Source organism: Citrobacter sp. Ce104, assembly GCF_030334595.1.
Lineage (GTDB): Bacteria > Pseudomonadota > Gammaproteobacteria > Enterobacterales > Enterobacteriaceae > Citrobacter > Citrobacter europaeus.
The window spans coordinates 825,199-843,610 of record NZ_JAOWDP010000064.1 but is presented as its reverse complement, the minus strand read 5'-3'; the positions used below and the strand labels follow the sequence as shown (position 1 = coordinate 843,610).

At 44.1% G+C, this 18,412-nt stretch carries 13 protein-coding genes, 1 tRNA gene and 1 pseudogene; 11 read left to right on the top strand and 4 right to left on the bottom strand.

Going from position 1 to position 18,412, the window contains the following annotated elements; translation table 11 throughout:
- The first annotated feature begins 46 nt into the window (after positions 1 to 46).
- The 9 genes from OGW16_RS14535 (at position 47) to OGW16_RS14495 (ending at position 9,758) form a co-directional block, all read left to right on the top strand.
- On the top strand, positions 47 to 2,539 hold the full coding sequence (locus OGW16_RS14535) for a CS1-pili formation C-terminal domain-containing protein (RefSeq protein ID WP_043017848.1): 2,493 nt from the start codon (positions 47 to 49) through the stop codon (positions 2,537 to 2,539).
- Between the two features lie 4 nt (positions 2,540 to 2,543).
- Positions 2,544 to 4,160: a fimbrial adhesin EcpD family protein gene (locus OGW16_RS14530; protein WP_043015293.1), complete on the top strand. Its 1,617-nt coding sequence runs from the start codon at positions 2,544 to 2,546 to the stop codon at positions 4,158 to 4,160.
- Entirely contained in the window at positions 4,157 to 4,852 is a 696-nt protein-coding gene (locus tag OGW16_RS14525) for a fimbrial biogenesis chaperone (protein WP_043015294.1), read from the top strand. Before OGW16_RS14530 ends, OGW16_RS14525 begins: the two co-directional genes overlap by 4 nt.
- A gap of 144 nt (positions 4,853 to 4,996) precedes the next feature.
- Positions 4,997 to 5,728: a winged helix-turn-helix domain-containing protein gene (locus tag OGW16_RS14520; protein ID WP_043015295.1), complete on the top strand. Its 732-nt coding sequence runs from the start codon at positions 4,997 to 4,999 to the stop codon at positions 5,726 to 5,728.
- Positions 5,703 to 6,176, top strand: a complete 474-nt coding sequence (locus tag OGW16_RS14515; protein WP_047413239.1) for a FidL-like protein — start codon at positions 5,703 to 5,705, stop codon at positions 6,174 to 6,176. Before OGW16_RS14520 ends, OGW16_RS14515 begins: the two co-directional genes overlap by 26 nt.
- Positions 6,177 to 6,517: 341 nt before the next feature.
- The gene (locus OGW16_RS14510) at positions 6,518 to 7,966 is read left to right on the top strand and encodes an EAL domain-containing protein (RefSeq protein ID WP_043015297.1); all 1,449 of its coding nucleotides are present in this window, start codon (positions 6,518 to 6,520) and stop codon (positions 7,964 to 7,966) included.
- 192 nt (positions 7,967 to 8,158) lie between these two features.
- On the top strand, positions 8,159 to 8,623 hold the full coding sequence (locus OGW16_RS14505) for a methyltransferase family protein (RefSeq protein WP_087051683.1): 465 nt from the start codon (positions 8,159 to 8,161) through the stop codon (positions 8,621 to 8,623).
- 165 nt (positions 8,624 to 8,788) lie between these two features.
- Positions 8,789 to 8,864 (top strand) — tRNA-Thr (locus tag OGW16_RS14500).
- Between the two features lie 390 nt (positions 8,865 to 9,254).
- Positions 9,255 to 9,758, top strand: coding sequence for an ATP-binding protein (locus tag OGW16_RS14495; protein ID WP_286518561.1), 504 nt, complete (start codon positions 9,255 to 9,257; stop codon positions 9,756 to 9,758).
- A gap of 296 nt (positions 9,759 to 10,054) precedes the next feature.
- Here OGW16_RS14495 and OGW16_RS14490 read toward each other — a convergent pair whose 3' ends face one another.
- The 4 genes and pseudogenes from OGW16_RS14490 to OGW16_RS14475 form a co-directional block, all read right to left on the bottom strand.
- Positions 10,055 to 11,449 (bottom strand): glycerophosphodiester phosphodiesterase family protein, encoded by a 1,395-nt coding sequence (locus OGW16_RS14490; RefSeq protein WP_286518560.1) that lies wholly within the window; start codon positions 11,447 to 11,449, stop codon positions 10,055 to 10,057.
- Between the two features lie 22 nt (positions 11,450 to 11,471).
- Positions 11,472 to 12,851, bottom strand: a complete 1,380-nt coding sequence (gene glpT / locus OGW16_RS14485) for a glycerol-3-phosphate transporter (protein ID WP_075145105.1) — start codon at positions 12,849 to 12,851, stop codon at positions 11,472 to 11,474.
- Between the two features lie 1,075 nt (positions 12,852 to 13,926).
- Positions 13,927 to 14,194: pseudogene (locus tag OGW16_RS14480) on the bottom strand (VOC family protein); the annotation flags it as partial.
- Between the two features lie 233 nt (positions 14,195 to 14,427).
- On the bottom strand, positions 14,428 to 15,423 hold the full coding sequence (locus OGW16_RS14475) for a LacI family DNA-binding transcriptional regulator (protein ID WP_043015302.1): 996 nt from the start codon (positions 15,421 to 15,423) through the stop codon (positions 14,428 to 14,430).
- A gap of 264 nt (positions 15,424 to 15,687) precedes the next feature.
- Here OGW16_RS14475 and OGW16_RS14470 point away from each other — a divergent pair, with 264 nt between their 5' ends.
- Together OGW16_RS14470 and OGW16_RS14465 are read left to right on the top strand one after the other, a co-directional pair.
- Complete coding sequence (locus OGW16_RS14470; protein ID WP_286518559.1) at positions 15,688 to 16,926, top strand: MFS transporter; 1,239 nt, start codon at positions 15,688 to 15,690, stop codon at positions 16,924 to 16,926.
- Between the two features lie 19 nt (positions 16,927 to 16,945).
- The gene (locus OGW16_RS14465; protein WP_043015304.1) at positions 16,946 to 18,382 is read left to right on the top strand and encodes a glycoside hydrolase family 32 protein; all 1,437 of its coding nucleotides are present in this window, start codon (positions 16,946 to 16,948) and stop codon (positions 18,380 to 18,382) included.
- The last annotated feature ends 30 nt before the right edge of the window (positions 18,383 to 18,412 follow it).

Genomic DNA, 18,412 nt, shown 5'->3' with positions numbered 1-18,412 from the left:
GCCATCTGTACGGGATAAATAAAAATACCGGAATGTAAGGATGCATATGACAACAACAAATATTGTCGGCGGTAGCATTTGTTTTTTTCTTGCGCTGACACCAGGATTTTCACATGCAGCCCCAGTAAAAGTGGGTAATTACGTTATTCCCAGCGCTTTCGCCCGTTCACTGGAGCAGGGAATGACGGTGCCGGTATATATTCGTTACAACGAGACTGACGAGAAAAGTCAGCAAAAAATTGCCGATGCGGTGATTTCACTTGTTGATGGCAATATTACAGTTAAAGCCCTGACTCTTGCTGAATTGCCTAATAATGCCGTGTTATCTGGAAAAACTCGTGCGTTGGTAGAAAAAATTCGTGATGTGAAATTTCACGATAACACCAATATCGAGCTATCGGACAATGCACGCCTGCAGCTCAACGTTTCTTCATTTCACCTGGAGATGATTGTCAGCAAAGATGCGTTAACTGAAGCGATTGTCGCACGCAGTAGCCTGCTTGGACCTTCCAGCGTGGAGTCTCTCTCTAACGTCCTGAACTACAACTTTGGTACCTACTACAACGATTATCATAATGGCAGCAGTACCCGCAGCTATCTGACGGTGGACAACACCACATCGCTGCGTGAGCACCATATCAACATTAACGGTTCGTTTTACGGCATCGGCGACAGCAACGGCACCAGTAAACTCTATCGTGCGATGTATGAGCGTGATTATGACGGGTATCGACTGGCGCTTGGGATGCTCGACACATGGAATGTCCAGTCTATTGCCAGCCTGAATGCGCTGAATGGCGGGAAAATTTACGGTGTGAGCTACGGAAACAAAGGAAGTACGGTTGTTGAGAATACCGCGCTTTCACTCACGCCGATTACCGTATTTTTGCCAGCCGCTGGCGAGGTTCATGTCTTCCGTGATGGGCGTTTGCTCAGCGTCCAGAACTTTAATATGGGCAGTTATGAAATTGATACCAGTCGTTTTCCGTATGGTGTTTATGACGTCACGGTAGATATCGTGGTCAATGGCCGGACAATTAATAGTCGTATCAGCAGGGTTAATAAAATCTTTGCCCGCCAACAAGCTGCCGGGATTGATCAGCTCTCGTGGCAACTGTTTGGTGGCTCACTGGATTATGACCGTGTGAGTTATAAGCGAAATCATTATCAGGATTTGGGCAGCGAGCAGACCTGGATTGCCGGGGGGGCCGCATCGGTGACGCTGGCGATATTGTCGGGGCTGGGCCTGAAGTCCACGCTCTACGGTTTTGACAACAATGCGGTTAATGAAACGGATGTCACGCTCAATGTGAATGAATACGTAAGCATTGGCAATCAGACGCTGGTGGCGAACGATTCGTCATGGCGAAATATCAGTAACATCAACCTTAATGTACCTGAGGGATACGGTTCCCTTTGGGCATCTCGTGAAGACAGTAAAATTGGCGATCGTCTGCCCATGCAGGAGCGTGATAATTATTCCATTGGCGGGACTCTTAACCTCGGAAAGTTTATTCCTCATGGCGGCTCGCTCACCGTGAGTCAGACGGAGAATCGCTACTCGGGAAATAAATATCGTAATCTGGACTACAGCACGACCCTTTATTCAGGCAGGTATGCCACGGTTGGGTTGCGTGCAGGTATTCAGCGTTATTACTACAACAACCGGAATGACGATGGGCGGCAGGAACGTTATGTCAGTCTGGATTTATCGTTGCCGTTGGCATCCTGGTTGAGTATGGGCGTCTCCCGCGATCGCTATGGCAGTACTCAGGGTAATCTCAGCGCGCGCAAGCAGTATGCTGAGGGCCCGATTAAATCGGTCGGATTGTCGGCATCAACGCGTCTGAGTGGCGAACAGTATTACGACAATAATTATTCGGTAAACGGCAATTTGAGTTATGACACGAAATATAACGCCGGCACCGTATCGGTAACGCGTTCTGCTGACAACTCCACCAATATGAACTTCTCTTCCCAGGGTTCTCTGGCGTGGGCAGGTAAAGATTTTGGCCTGAGTAAAGAGCGGCAGCGGTCTGGCATCATTGTGAAAACAGATTTGACCGGCGAAGGGAAACTGGCTGCGAAGATTAATAACCGCAATTATCTTCTCAGCGGTAAATCAAATTTCATTGCACTGCCGCCCTATGCTCAGTACAAGCTGGAAATCCTTAATGATAAAAACTCTGAGGACAGCTTCGATATTGTTTCAGGACGCAAACAGGAGCTGACGCTATATCCGGGTAACGTGGGTGTTATCAACCCTGAAGTGAAAAGCATGGTCACCGTATTCGGGCGCATTCGTTATCCCGATGGACAGTTGGCTACAAATACCGATATCCATAACCACATCGGTAAAACGCGTACGGATGAAAAGGGTGAGTTTGCTATCGATATCGATAAAAAGTATCCGGTCATCACGTTAATTTCAGCCAATGGCAGTATATGCGAAGCCGATCTTGATTTGGAAAAAGCACGCGGCGCAGCGTGGGTTGGTGATGTGAAATGTGCAACGCAAACCACGATGGCGCAGAGGTAATAAAATGAAAGTATTAATTAAATTAGCTACTGTAATCTGTGCCGTAGGGAGTTTTTCACCTGTACCTGCTTTGGCGTTGAATGCAATCTCTTCCGGCTCAGTCAGTAATAACTATTTGTTTATCGAAAATGCCATTGATAGTGAATACTTTATTACCCCATCGGCACTTGATCCGCGTTTCAGCGGGTCAAACACGTGGATAAAATACGGTACCTCTCAGGTGAGTCTCGGGTATTTAGGTTTTGTCGGCTGGACTGCGCCTGGAAATTATTATCAGGACATGTGGATTGATAACTCCCCGATTAACGGGCCTTTCCGGGGAATCCGTTGTTATAGTGGTACCCAGTGCCCATCAACCGGGTTTATTGCCGGATTGGGCACTGACAAAAACGGTTTTTATCATGCGCAGGTCGGCTCTGTCGCAGGCGTTATTGGTGGCGCCTACGGATTCGCTTCCCTGACCGATACTGCTTATGAGTATTTCCGCAATGTGCCTACCGGTAGCAGCGAAACCTATGTGTTCAACCGCTGTTATACTTCTGTAAATTATGATTATTCTTCCGGACAACGGTGCAAAGACCAATCGACAGGATCATGGAATTACGTCAATTACACGTTAACTAAACGCGGTCATCTGTCACTTGTCTCGACTAACGCATTTCAGGAGCTTTGGGTTGCCAGCGATGGTACGCCGAGCATCACCAAAGACTCTGGTTATTGCGAACTTGGCGTGGTGGGTGGTACTGACGGTGTGATTTGCAAAATGGTGAGTTATAACTTGCAACAAACGGCCAATCTGACCGGCTCCTTGACGTTTCGCGCTTTTGTCGACACGGCGATGCTTGGTTTTACGCCTGGAGCGGCCACCGTGAGATACTCCGGGAATGGTTCAAACTGGTATAACTATGGTACTTCAACGGCTTATTACAACGTTTTTACCACCTCTGGAGAATACATTTATATTTTTCTGTCAAAAGCATTTTTGAAGAAGCTTGTTGATTCAGGGATCAGCATTACTAACAGTCAGCCGTTTACCTTCGGCTTTTATAATGGCTTAACACCAGAGTCAGGACACTACCAGTTTACCCCTTCGCTACAGCTCAATATTGTGCCGAAGGAGTATGGGATCAGTATCGTCTCTTCGGACAACACAGCTTCTGCGAGCGGTAGTGGCACGATTGGCAATGCCGCTCCTATAGAAATGGATTACACCGTAACCGTATCAGGCCCCCGTCAGGCCGACAGTATTACCGCGCAAGTTATTGGGGAAAGTACGACGATAAACAGCGTCCCTTATTGTCTGTTTACGTCTGCGCAAGGCGGGCTGTCCGTCCCAATTCCCGCTTTTCTGCAGTACAACAGTCAGTCGGGGGGCGTGGTGCAAAAACGAAATAGCTGCAGTGAAGCGGCAGTCAGTATGAGAGATGCGCAGTGGCAACAGACGCCCTGGGACGCAAATAACAATGACGATGGAAGCTATTATGCTACTGATTTGAAGTTGCTTTTCCCAATGAATGATTCACGTTCGATGTTAACCGTATCTGGCGCTGACTGGGAAGGTGTCGTCAGCGCCAGTGGAGAGATAAAAGTCACGGCGAATTGGGTGGGAGTAACGCCATGAACCGCCGCCGTCTGGCGCTTAGATGGGTATTTATTCTACTTTCCGGTCTGACAGCATTCTCTACACAGGCAGTCTACCTGGAGTCGACCATTTATGAGATGCCATCGGATAAATCATTTATCAGTAAACGAATCTATAACGATAGCCAGAAACAGAATTTATACAGTATTGGCGCAGTAAAAATTGATAAGCCGGGACCGGGAGGTGAAAACAGAAGTGCTATTGCTGAAGGCGAACTTCTGTTTACTCCGCTGAATTTTTCACTGGCTCCGCAGGCGAGTGAGTTTTTTAAGATTTTCTACCGTGGGCCGCAGGATGATAAAGAACGCTATTACCGAATTCTGTTTCGTGAAATGCCGATCACGCTGTTTACCGAACGTAATCAAGGGAAAGGCGGGCAGGCTCTCCCGGTGATCGCTATGGACACCATATTGGTTGTTCGCCCGAGAAACATAAATCTGGCTTACACCATTGATGAGGCTAACGGAACACTGAAAAACACCGGGAATACTTTTTTTAAAATCATCGTACACCAGGGGTGCAACTCAACCGATGATGAAGCCACCATGCGTTATGTATTGCCGGGTGAAACCTGGCGTAGTAGTGAGCTGAAAACAAAAAACCGAAAGTTTATCGTAGCGTTGCAGAAATACATCCCAGTAGGCCAGGGGTGCTTCAAACTCAATCAATAGTAAGCATTGAGTCTGATCCGATATGTCATGGTTAGATATCGAACCTATACTGTAACTATCTTTATACAATGCAGTAATCAGCTCGGCACAGATGAAACTTTGGTCATTTGTACTCCATGTCACGGTATTTAAGAGTCAGGTAGTATGAAAAGTATAATTAATGATCAGGTTGAGTACGATTCCACCAGAAAAAGCCTGAAACATCGCGATACTACAATAATCCTTTCGGCATCTACAGCGAGATTACTTGAGCTATTCATTGCCCATAAAAATCAACAACTCCACCGTGAGTTTATCATTGAAGAAGTATGGAAAAAGCATGGTATGGCCCCATCGGGTCATAGCCTTAATAAAAGTATCAGTATATTGCGAAAAGCATTTAGTGAGTTGGGGGCCGAAAATCCCATTGAAACGTTGCCCCGGCAGGGATTTTTGTTCCATGCTTCGGTCAATGATGAACAGTCATCTTTCAGTGGAGATGTACCTGTTCGTTCGGTAACAGAAACGGTGAACTCACCCGCAACACCGAAACGCAAAAACATTCTTCTGTTCATTTTATTGTTTGCCTTTCTTGGGAGCGCGGTTTTGATATTGCCAACTCTTAACTCAGGTACCACGAATTTTATCTATATCAGGGCAATAGGTGATTGTGAACTTTATACAGCCGATGACAATAATGCTGATAAAACGAAAGCGTTTTTATCTTCTGATATGTGGCGAAAAGTAAATGCGACCTGTCATGATGGCAAGAAAACAATAGTTTTTTATGATGACAATAATTTATCGGCAGGTAATGATCTTAAAGAGAATTTTTTGGGGATCTGTACGCTTGATAAAGGAGGGGCTGCCCGTGAATGCGAAAATTATATTTATTAGCGGGGCGATCTTTCTTGCTGTGATAACAGCATACTTTTTTTATCGCCATCAAGAACCTGAGACGCTGACCTGCTCTGCCAAGAATTACCTTCATCTGCAGGCGCAAACTCAGGGTGTAAAAATTGAAGGTGAAGTTCTGTTGGTTTTTCGTATTTCATCTGCTACCGAAGGGCGGGTATCCCAGGTAGGGAGCCTTAATATTCAGGGTAAGCACTATGCCGTAGATCGTAATGTTGTCCTGAATTTTATTGGCAAAGACCGCGACGGATATGTGCAGACTCGTCGCCTGGCTATTGTCAAAAATAAAAACGATAATGTTCCCGATGAAATTACCGAACTGCTTATGTCTCAACAGGATATTTTCTATTATAAGGTCATCCGTATCGCCGGGAATGTCTATGCGATAAGAGATCTGCGACGTACGCTCATGGTTTGTCGGGCAGCATGAATCGAGGTAATATGTTAGTATTTTGATTTTGGTAGTTGTATGTTTTGCTGTTAATGATATTTGTGGTCTTTTGTTTTGTCTTGTGGTGAAAATGAGTAAAAGGATTTGTACTGGTGAAAATTAGGAATTTTCCTTTTTCGATATTTAAAATGGATTTACCATTTAATGGGAATACGCATATGGATAATTGTGATTATAAACTCTGAAACTACGTGATATGACTTATGGATAAAGTTAATTCACGAACCGCCTTATAATTGCTGGAGGCTGAAGGTGTTGTATATTCTCTCGTGTATATAACGAGGGACCTGCTATGCCATAAATTTAAGTTGGTGGTAACTATGAATACGAAAAAGGTTTTTCTGCTCAGTTATGATATTTTTCTTTTCTCGGGAATAAAAGCGTGGCTGCCTAATTTGGTACTGGTTGATGCGCGATCATTTATTTCTGGTACCCAGTCAGTTATTCCACGATACCCGTCCTGTTTGCTGGTGATCGATAACCGGTTACCATTGCTACTGGTCAGAAAATGGTTTCAGAGAAATAGCACGCAGTTTATCAACATAAACTGTATTGTTCTTCGGATGAATGAAACTCGTTCTGTTAATCGAGGATATGAGGAGTATGCATTCATTAATGGAAGAGAATTATCTGATCAATTGATTTCTCAGCTCAGAGCCAATTTAATGGCACCCAATGAGGTTGTGGAGGTCACTAAAGGTTCGACGATGTTTACTTTTCATTTGACTGAATTTGAAGAGGAAATGTTGTATGCATCATTCACAAAAGAAAAATTGCACGATTTTTGTATTGCTAACTCACTAACAACTAAGTCAGTGTATCGATATCGGGAAAGGATAACCGCTCGACTGGGATTTTCTCATTTTAATGAAACCATCATTTTTTTAACCAGGAATAATTTATTGCATGAAGGTTACCCGACAAACAATCATTCTGGTGAGAATGTAATTTACGGCGATGCATATGATGTCTCAGATTCTGGCCGACTGAGTATGGCAATAAGGAATGAAGAAATCATTCCTTATTTTCAGCCCATCGTAAATATCAGTGGGGATGTCTGTGGTGTTGAGGTTTTAGCTCGGTGGCCACAGGGCCATAATTATGCGATTTCTCAGCGTGAGTTTATACCTCTGGCTGAAAAAAGTGGCTTAATGAATGAGTTAACGAGCTATTTAATGACCACCGTTGCGCGTAATCTGGTCGACGGAAGCGAGGGTATAAATAAAACGCTATTCGTCTCCTTTAATGTCAGTCCATCAGGTTTAAGTAATCCCGTTTTTTATTGGGAATGCCTTAATTTTATGGAGATAACGCAAAGGCTACCGATAAAATTAATGATTGAAATAACCGAAAATCAGACTCTCACTATCACTCCAGCCATCAAAGAGCTGATACGATCGTTGCGAAACCGAGGGGTTCTGTTTGCTTTAGATGATTTTGGGACGGGATACGCTAACCTCTGCTATCTCAATGAGTTAGACCTGGATGTTATCAAAATTGATAAAACGTTCATCAAGGCTATTAAAGAAGCTGAGCAACATATCCCTATGCTCGAGTCAATCATTCATCTTTCCGGGCTCCTGGGATTACGCATGGTGGCGGAAGGCGTTGAATACGGCTATCAGCAGCAATGGTTGGGGAAAAATAATGTGGATTACCTGCAAGGCTATCAATTTTTACCGCCAGTGATGTTTGATGATTTTATGCGTTTTTACAAGCAGTCTGTAGGGCTGTTTGAATCAGCGTCGGATTCAACTTTTTCAGCGTAAACCTGTCGGGAACATCAGGGGCGGATGCCTCTGATGCCGGTATTTTTGCAGAGGTTAGTGCTACAGATCCTGCCTGTCTGGTGAAGGCGAAAGCCTGTTGTGAATGAAGCATCGTTTGTTTATGTGTCTTTTACAGGGTATTTATAGCGGTATCAGCGTTAATCAAACCGCTTCCGAGGTTAGTCCATAGCCATGCGTCATTTCCTGCAAAAATTAAGAGTCTGGTTTCCGCCGCCATTCATCTTAGTACTTTTCCTCGTTGCCGATGCGTTGACGGCGAGCCCACGTTTCACATTTGGCGCGGTAAATATCGTGATAAGCGCATTACTGGCCAGCGTCAGTTTGTGGATGATACTGCATACCGCATGGCAGATGCGGATGAAACGTACGACCCTGAACCCGCTTCATGCAAATAAATCGACCACGCTTGTTACCGGCGGATGTTACGCCTGGAGTCGCAACCCGATCTACCTTGGTATGAGCGGGCTCCAGCTTGCCTTTGCACTGTTCGTCGGCAGCCCGGCTGGCGTAGTGGCAGTACCGCTGTTTATGCTGGCGGTTGCCAGATTGCATATTGATTTTGAAGAGGAACAATTGCGAAAACATTTCGTGCTGGAATGGGAGCGCTATGAGCGGCAGGTTCGCCGCTGGCTATAGTCTTACCCGACCGGGTACAAGCATTCCTGTCACGACACGATTCGTGCGTTATTGAAACCGGATGATGCAAAATTAGGCGTTTGATTCACAAGGCCATTGACGCATCGCCCGGTTAGTTTTAACCTTCTACCCCGTACTCACATTCGTGGACATGTCCTTTTCAGGGCCGATATAGCTCAGTTGGTAGAGCAGCGCATTCGTAATGCGAAGGTCGTAGGTTCGACTCCTATTATCGGCACCATTTCACATTTCTCCCTGGTTTACCGAAATCAACGTAAAGTCCGTATACTGCGGTTTCTGGCCCGTGTCTTATCTCCTGTTATCAACTGGACTCACCGGAATCAAGTCACAGTTGGGGGCATAAGTGGGGGCATTCTGTGTTCGGTTTAGGGAGATACCCCCAATGAAGGTTAATGCGTGACAGGTAGACGTTGTTAAACCTGAGATAGGCCTATAAGCTCGCAGATTATGTTGATTTGTATTTGGAGGTCGTTTTTTCTATTCTCGATAAGTGCACTGGTTTAGGTTATGGTAATAGTTAATGAGCGCTAAAATTGACTTTGAGTGCAAATCGGAGGAAATTTCGATTGTGAATAATTATACTTAATAACCAATTATAAAAGAGTAGAAAATGAAAAAGGTTATTATTATCAATGGTGCGATGGGGGTTGGTAAGACGACAGTTTCAAGAGCTTTATGTGAAATCTTACCCTCTAATGTTTTTTTAGATGGTGACTGGTGTTGGGATAGCCATCCCTTTATAGTCAATGATGAAACGATTGAGTTGGTTAAAAAAAACATAACAACATTACTTAATAATTTTATTGGTTGTTCCGCCTATCAGTTCGTCGTTTTTTGTTGGGTACTGCACGACAAGCTACTGTTAAATGATATTTGTAGCAAGATAGATAAAGAATCATGCAATATACATATTTATACTCTTACTTGTTCTGAAACGGAGCTGCTGAAGCGATTAAATAAAGATATATCTTGTGGTGTTCGTAAAATCTATATTATACCGCGAGCACTTTCTCGGCTAAAGTCGTGTAACTTATTGGAAACGCAGAAAGTTGATGTCGAGGGCCAAACTGCAGAACAGGTAGCCGCTTCACTCAAAAAAATGATTATGAAATAATATGACAGGACCGCATTGTTGAAAATAACGTTGAGAACATGTCATCGCTGTAGGCAATTGCTCTAAATTTTCATGATGTTACACAGACGACCCAACGCCACCTTCTCAAAATACGCGCAAGCCAGACGCAGAATATTGATACTGCTGCGCAGCTCGAAGTTTTTTCCCGCTCTGGCATCTTTCGAGTGCTCACGTTCATTGGTGTTTAGTCAGCCTGCCAGTCCCATTTCTCAATGAGTTTAATTTCCAGGATTCCCCCGACAAAGCCGGGGGTTACCAAATTTAATTATCAATTATCATAATTTAGTTAAGTTTGAATCCTCCGTTGAGGACAAGGGTTTTATCGCTCCCTCAAATATACCACGCGCATCTATAGCTGTCCCAGTATAATCAGTAAACACCCCATCAATACCAGCCTCATAAAAGTCAAGAAGTTCATTAATTGGTTGGTTATGGTAAATACCTGCCAAATACTGTTTTTCATTCCTGAAAGTAAATGAATGTACTAATAATCCTAATCTATGTGCATTAGCAATTACTTCATTAGGCTTAACTGAATTCACTAACTTCATATCATTGCGATTACCTGTTTTTTTTGTGTTGAGAAATGTCATGACTTCCATTTTCCATGGCCCAATAATATCAGCGTATGTAGCAATTTCTTTTAATCCTGCGGGTGTAAACATACTTCCAAAATAATCAGGGTTTCCTTCAATAGTCCAGCTGTATGGACGACCAGAGACAAACGTAAGATAGTTATTTGTATTATAAATAACTTTCCCTGTGTAATAATCTACATTATTTCCATCCATTAACTGAATAACCCTGGTCTTTAGCCCTTTAGACCTTAAATATTTTAGGCTTTGTGGATCAAAACTTTGTACTATAATTGGAGATTCTTTTGAGTTTAAGTTGTTTTTTTCAATGACTTTCAAGATAGAATCTTCGAATGGATGTGAACCTAATGTCCCACATCCATTTGCGATAGCCTGACCATTATTCCAGATCGGGTTTTTTGATTCAGGGTAAATACCAATTGTACGTCCTGTACGCTTTGTTTCTTCCTTGGCTATATCAATAACTTCCTGGAAAGTTAAAATTGGGAATTTACCATTTAAAGAAGATGGTCTATCAGTAGCAGCATCAAATGATGTACCACCTATCCAATCTTTTAATTCTTTAAGCGTAAAGTCACTAACAGCCCAATCATTAGTATGATCTTCACCGTCTACAATTAATGCTTTTAAGCGTGATTTATAATCGTTAGGATCAACTAAATCAGTCAAGTATTTATCCGGACCATGATCTTTAACTTCACGCTGCCATTTTATGTCTACATAACGTCCTGGAGTGGTTCTTTTCCTTTTAGCAACCTCTGGATTAGTTTTAGCAACTTCCTCAATATTTGTATTATCCTTCATCCAGGGATTATGACGTGCAATTAATTGACAATCCTTTGTCATGTGCAAATCAAGTTCAAGGTAATCAGCACCGTTTGTTGCTGCTGACTCATAAGAAGGTCGTGTCTCTTCTGGCATTATACCAGGATAACCACGATGTCCTATAACTAAAATATTATGACCGATTTTTGTCTTATTAAATGCGATATCATCTTTAGTAGTAACCTCTTGTGCCAATAGCATTTTAGGTAACAATGCCATCATTAAAATGCTTAAAATTTCCTTTTTCATAAATATTATGCCTTATATATTGTTAAATGCCTTTTGGTGCCAATAATTCGGCTTCTTTTTTTTGAATTTCTAAATGATGCCTTTTCTCAATCAGCATGGTCCACGCAAGTAAAATGATTGCAATGATACAACCTATTATCATTGTTAAAAAACCGCCATTCCAACCAAAATGGTCAACCATTATACCAACTATAGCGTTTGCAGCAGTAGAACCCCCTAAATAACCGAACAGGCCTGTAAACCCTGCCGCGGTACCTGCAGCTTTCTTAGGAACAAGTTCTAGCGCATGTAAACCAATCAACATTACAGGCCCATAAATTAAAAAACCTTCTGCTGTAATACACGCAACATCTATTCCATAATGGCCTGGAGGATTAAGCCAGTAAATAATAGTACAGATAAGTACTAAAATCATAAATACTACTCCAGCAGCTCCCCTATTTGTTTTAAAGATTTTATCTGATACCCAACCACAAATTATAGTGCCCGGGATGCCTGCATATTCAAAGTATGCATAGGCCAGAGATGATTGCGTTACCGTAAAATGTTTAACTTCCTGTAAGTAGGCGGGTGACCAGTTTAGTATTCCATACCGCATCAGATAAACGAAAATATTTGCCAGTGCAATCAACCATAATGCTTTATTTTTCAGAACATAAGTGACGAAAATCTCCCTGGCACTGAACTCTTCCTCATCTCTTTTAGCATCGTAATCTTCAGGGTATTCGTTTTTCCATTCCTCTACCGAAGGCAATCCACAGGACTGCGGGGTATCACGTACCAGTATGAAAGCAATAATTGACAATACAATGGCCGCAAATGCGGGAAGGTAAATAGCAGATCGCCAATCTTTTAACCACCACATACCTAAAATAAATAGCAGAGAAGGTACGGCACCACCAACATTATGTGCACAGTTCCACACAGCGACAATTCGTCCTCGCTCCTTCTTCGTCCACCAGTGAACCATAACTCGTCCACAGGGCGGCCATCCCATTCCCTGCAGCCAGCCATTAATAAACAGCAAAATAAACATAACTGTCACGCTTGACATGGCCCAAGGGACAAATCCCATAAATAACATGACAAGCCCGGACAACAGCAACCCGAAAGGAAGGAATATTCTGGCATTGGCCCGGTCAGAAATGTTGCCCATAAAAAATTTCGACAGTCCGTATGCTATCCCTACCGCAGATAGCGCAATTCCCACATCGGCATGCGAAAATCCCTGCTGAATAAGATGTGGCTCAGCCAATGCAAAATTATTCCGTACGAAGTAATAACCAGCATAACCAAGAAAGATACCAATAAACAGTTGAAAGCGCATTTGTTTATATTCGCCATCAATTTTCTTATCGGGGATTTTTTCTTTGTGCTTAGGTGGTTCAAATAATTTCCACATAATTGATGCTCCATCAAAAAATCACTGATTTCTCTAACGACTCCCAATTGACACCATAGTCTTGTAATAATGCGTAATGCTCAGAAAAATGATTTGCCTTGTCTCAAGACGATAGAATGCATGACAGGAAAAGCAATTCATTCATATCCAGAAACATAAAGTTCCTGGGTAAGAAATATTCCCCTGCCATAGATTAGAAGTCGAGACTTAATACTGCAGGTAGACCTTATAGCATGCAATATGTGCTATGTTGTGACCACATTCACATTACATTATTAATTTCGAAATTAACTACAAAAATAAATTAAGTCCTGGTGTGAATTTAATCAGTTAAATCAATCAATTAAATCATAACTTGATGTCAATACTCTAATTCGGAATTTCAATATTTAAATGTATGTACAATTTTCACCGTGATACAAAATGTAATATCAAAAGTGAAATAATTTATTTCGACTGTAAGTTGTGTAAGTACCTATATCTGTGTTCATTGGAGTTGCTTGATTTAGGATGGGGAGATCATTAACGTTGAACTTTTCCCTGTGCAGGTTGTTGCCTTTGTGATCCGCCACAGACAGAATTTGTTATGTAATGTTGTCGGCTCTGGGCTGTTCAATGACAACGATTGCGCAGTACCAGATTATTAGTGAAACGCCTGCTCTTTGCCATATATGGGATTACCCTAATAAAGGTAAACTGCCTTCTGAAAATAGAGCCCGCAGGCATCTCAGTTCTATGCAATTCACATAACTTACTCGTCTTTTGACCGACAACGTTCATCTTACAACTGTGAGTATCGTTACCTTTGTCATGTAACGATTACCACGTTTCACCCCTCGTGTCGTATTCATGTCTTTTCATCTTAGGGGAAGGATTTAATCCGCTGTTTGGTTCTAAGTTTTTTGAACATGTCTTGCGTGCAGTCGTAGAGCAGCAACTTTTTATAAGGGATCACCTGGGCTGAAATAGTGATCTCGTTAAGTATCCCCGTAGACAGAACTGCTGAGTAATGCATCCGTCCGGGTACTGCCGCATAATAGATAGACGCGAGCTTATTGCCATCCGGATCACATACTTAGGTACTACTGTAGTAGCCCTGACCATACTGCGGGCCCATGCCCCGGCGCGCCTTCATCTTTGTTGCCCAGGCTTAGTGCGAGTAGGTACAACTGCTTAGTATGCTAGACGGAATGCGCTTTCAGCGCCACCAACGTGCCGTTACCAGCTCTGGCAGGTTGTCAATCAAAGGGGCAGCCGATGCACAGGCCAACGGAGTGGTTGCCGTTGAACGTTCCTCACGGCACACCTTCTTCATCACGCCTGGCCTGCGGTTGCCCAAGTAGTTTTATTCTGATTAATAAACATACAATTGATGGCGAGAGGACTTAGGGGGGGGAACGATTTTTGAGCACTGGTGAAATCAAGACTCGAATTCAACTCAATCGCTATGGCAACGGCCCGATATCAGGAAAGAGGAATATAAAGATGAGTTTCAGGTCATAATCATAGCCTGCGCCAGCAGTACCTGATGGTTATCCCGTCATAATGACGTAAATGGGGGAACCTGTCGGCATGTTCAAAATGATTCTCGTTGTAGCCAGGGGCTGTCGACCAGAATTTTCTCCCGGTGGCTGTCGCCATTGATAATGTGCAACGTACTTAACCGACCAATCTCATAATGTGGTAACTGGACTGTGGATAGCGGCGGTAAGAATAAATTTCCAATCCCGACGAGGTTATCGTATCCCAGAACGGCAATGTCCTGTGGGATGCGGATCCCCTGTGTTAACAGGGTCTGATATACCATAAATGCGATACGGTCATTACCACAAATTACCGAATCAAATTGTGGTATGCCCTGAACTATATATCTCAGCAAAATGTCCGGAATATCACGATAGTGTTCATCTCCATATTGCATATAGCAGTGATTGAGCGTGTCAGGATTAATATTGGCTTCACGGCAGGCACGATCAAGCCCCCGACGGCGGCGTCGTGTTGCTAAATGGTTGACCGGTAAATGCAAGCAAAGAGGGCGACAGTACCCCGCTGATAATAGCGCCTTTACTGCCGTATACTGCCCTTGTTCATCATTGGGAATATAGCTGGCAACTGGTTCTCCTTTATTCTCACAGTTGGCCAGTACGCAAGGATGCTTCAGCAGCCTGGAAGGAACGTTCACCTCACGCAATCCCATCGTGGTGAAAATGATCCCTCCGGGTCGGTGTGCGAGTAGTAGATCAACAATATCGTCAGGATTGTCATCAGCAAACATGTTAACCACGAAGCTATTCCAGCCGTACGCGCGTGCGGTTTCCTCGATAGACAACGTAATGTCCACTGAAAAAGGGGTTGTGACAGTATCCAACGCGAGCACGCCAATCGTTTTATTCCTGGAACCGACACGACGAACCTGGCGGGCAGAGAGGTCCGGTACATAATTGAGCTGTAATATAGCCTCCTGTACCCTGGACAGGGTTTCTGGCTTCACACGTTTCGGATCGTTCAGCACCCGAGATACGGTCATTAGCGATACATTGGCCAGTCTGGCCACATCTTTTAGAGATGCCATAGTCTTCCGTAAAAATACTAACTACCCAATCCAGATTTTGTACCCAATCCATCTATTAACGGGTTGTGAACAAGGACAAATACCTATTCTAGGCATCGAACCATGAAGAATTGCAAGCGACGATAAAAAATGTGAGCTTGATCCTAACATAATAATGTTAACGTTAACTTTTGTGATTAACATCGATTATCGCGCCAAAATCAAGTGTACCTGCAAAATGTTAACGTTACCATCCTGACATGTCATTTCCCTGAGATTACGTAAATGAAAAAAAGACCTTCTCGCAGCTATCTGCTGCTCAGCGCGCTGTTGTTCTTTTTCTTTGTGACCTGGTCCTCATCAAGTTCACTCCTCTCTATTTGGCTGAATCAGGAAGTGGGACTAAAGGCGTCGGAAACCGGAATTATCTTTTCCGTGCTATCCGTCTCCGCGCTGTTTGCTCAGGTTTGTTATGGCTTTATTCAGGACCGACTAGGCTTACGCAAACATCTGTTATGGTGCATCACCACATTACTCATTCTCTCCGGTCCCGCTTATTTGCTGTTTAGCTATTTACTGAGTATCAACATTTTGCTTGGGAGCGTATTCGGCGGTTTGTTTATCGGGCTGACATTTAACGGCGGTATTGGCGTTCTGGAGTCCTACACCGAGCGTGTTGCGCGTCAGAGTACCTTTGAGTTTGGTCGGGCACGCATGTGGGGGTCTCTGGGCTGGGCTGTGGCTACGTTTTTTGCCGGGCTACTGTTTAACATTAACCCTGACCTTAACTTCCTGGTGGCTTCTTGCTCTGGGATAATTTTCTTCTGTCTGCTGGCCCGCTTAAAAGTCGCGGCTCCGGCAAGCATGGAAAAACTCGAAATCGGTGCTAAAAAAGTCTCTCTGGAAGATGCTCTGAATCTCCTTACTCTTCCACGTTTCTGGGCGTTGATATTCTTCGTGGTCGGCACCTGCATTTACGGCGTATACGATCAGCAATTCCCTGTCTATTTCTCTTCACAGTTCCCGTCATTAAGAGAAGGGAATGAAATGTTTGGCTATTTAAACTCTTTCCAGGTTTTTCTGGAGGCCGCTGGCATGTTTTGCGCCCCCTGGTTGGTTAACCGTATTGGCGCTAAAAATGGCTTGATATTCGCAGGAATGGTGATGGCGATGCGTATGATCGCTTCCGGGCTGGTGGAAGGGCCACTGCTTATTTCCATTACAAAATTACTTCACGCTGTCGAACTGCCGATATTGTTAGTCGCCATTTTTAAATACAACAGTCTGAATTTTGACAAGCGTCTGTCCTCCACGATTTATCTGGTTGGATTCGCCTGCACCAGTTCAATTATTGGCACCGTACTGTCCCCACTGGCAGGCTTTAGCTATGAAAAATTTGGCTTCGCCCAATCCTATCTAATCATGGGAATTATGGTGTTTTGCACCACGTTTATTTCCATTTTCCTTTTGCGCTCAAATAAGTCCTCATCTGAGCCATCCTTTTTGCAGCAAAACGTTGCGTAATGTACTGAGAGTAAAGACGATGACATCCTTGTTAGAACAGACCGAACAGACGCTTGAAAAAGCACAAGCCGATATTAATCCGCGTTGGTATCCGCGGTATCACCTCGCTGCTCGCGCAGGCTGGATGAACGATCCTAACGGCCTGGTATGGTTTGATGGGTGGTATCATGCGTTTTATCAACATCACCCTTATTCTCCTGAATGGGGACCAATGCACTGGGGGCATGCTCGCAGCAAAGATCTGGTGCACTGGGAACATATGCCAGTCGCGCTGGCGCCGGAAGGTCCAGCAGATGTGGACGGCTGTTTCTCCGGCTCCGCCGTGGTGGATGGCGATACGCTGGCGCTGATTTATACCGGACATAAATTTCACGGTTCGCCAGACACAGACGACAATCTCTACCAGGTGCAGTGCCTGGCAACCAGTCGTGACGGTATCCATTTTGAGCGACATGGTATGGTCATTGATACACCGTCAGGACTGCATCATTTTCGCGATCCGAAGGTATGGCGCGAAGGTGAGCGCTGGTACATGGTGGTCGGTTCCCGTGTGGAAAATACGGGGCAGGTTCGTCTGTATAGTTCATCCGATCTCCGTAAATGGCAAGACGAAGGGATATTTGCCGAGGCTGATGAAGGAATGGGATATATGTGGGAATGCCCTGATTTCTTTACTCTGGAAGGGAAGCGGGTGCTGATGTTTTCTCCGCAGGGGATCGCGGCGGAAGGTTATCGCAATCGCAACCTTTTTCAGAGCGGTTATTTACTTGGTGAATGGCAGCCCGGTCAACCATTCACCCATGATGGACAATTTATTGAGCTGGACCACGGTCATGACTTTTATGCTCCGCAAAGCTTTCTGACTCCGGATAATCGTCGCATTGTTATCGGTTGGTTGGATATGTGGGAATCGCCGATGCCTGAGCAGCAGGACGGCTGGGCCGGAATGTTGTCTCTACCGCGTGAACTGAGCCTTGGTGATGACTATCGGGTGAGGATGAAACCCGCTGACGAAGTCACCGCGCTGCGTGGCAGCTATTATCCAACACCCGCGTGTTGCCTGCGTAATCAGAAAGTCCTTATTACGGCTGATGCCGAAGCGGTCGAGGTACAACTGGTATGGGATCTGAACGCCTCTACGGCTGAACAGTTTGGTATGGCATTAGGGGATGGACTAAGAATTTACGCCGATAATCAAGCCCAGCGTCTGATAGTGGAGCGTCGCTATCCAGAATATTCGCTGGTAGGAACTCGCAGTATTCCGTTGCCAGCAGACGGTTTACTGACATTACGTATATTTATCGACCGCTCATCAGTAGAGGTATTTGTTAATGATGGTGATGCGTGCTTAAGTAGCCGAATATATCCTCACCCGGCCCAGCGCGATCTTTCACTGTTTGCGAATCATGGAGTTGCCACATTACAGCAAGCCGGATACTGGTCTTTAGATAAATAATATAGTCCCGATTCGCTTTACCTCTTACAT

Coding starts and splice junctions, on each gene's coding strand:
- OGW16_RS14535 (WP_043017848.1), top strand. CDS start 47: ATGACAACAACAAATATTGTCGGCGGTAGCATTTGTTTTTTTCTTGCG.
- OGW16_RS14490 (WP_286518560.1), bottom strand. CDS start 11,449: ATGAAAAAGGAAATTTTAAGCATTTTAATGATGGCATTGTTACCTAAA.
- OGW16_RS14495 (WP_286518561.1), top strand. CDS start 9,255: ATGAAAAAGGTTATTATTATCAATGGTGCGATGGGGGTTGGTAAGACG.
- OGW16_RS14465 (WP_043015304.1), top strand. CDS start 16,946: ATGACATCCTTGTTAGAACAGACCGAACAGACGCTTGAAAAAGCACAA.
- glpT (WP_075145105.1), bottom strand. CDS start 12,851: ATGTGGAAATTATTTGAACCACCTAAGCACAAAGAAAAAATCCCCGAT.
- OGW16_RS14520 (WP_043015295.1), top strand. CDS start 4,997: ATGAAAAGTATAATTAATGATCAGGTTGAGTACGATTCCACCAGAAAA.
- OGW16_RS14510 (WP_043015297.1), top strand. CDS start 6,518: ATGAATACGAAAAAGGTTTTTCTGCTCAGTTATGATATTTTTCTTTTC.
- OGW16_RS14530 (WP_043015293.1), top strand. CDS start 2,544: ATGAAAGTATTAATTAAATTAGCTACTGTAATCTGTGCCGTAGGGAGT.
- OGW16_RS14505 (WP_087051683.1), top strand. CDS start 8,159: ATGCGTCATTTCCTGCAAAAATTAAGAGTCTGGTTTCCGCCGCCATTC.
- OGW16_RS14525 (WP_043015294.1), top strand. CDS start 4,157: ATGAACCGCCGCCGTCTGGCGCTTAGATGGGTATTTATTCTACTTTCC.
- OGW16_RS14470 (WP_286518559.1), top strand. CDS start 15,688: ATGAAAAAAAGACCTTCTCGCAGCTATCTGCTGCTCAGCGCGCTGTTG.
- OGW16_RS14475 (WP_043015302.1), bottom strand. CDS start 15,423: ATGGCATCTCTAAAAGATGTGGCCAGACTGGCCAATGTATCGCTAATG.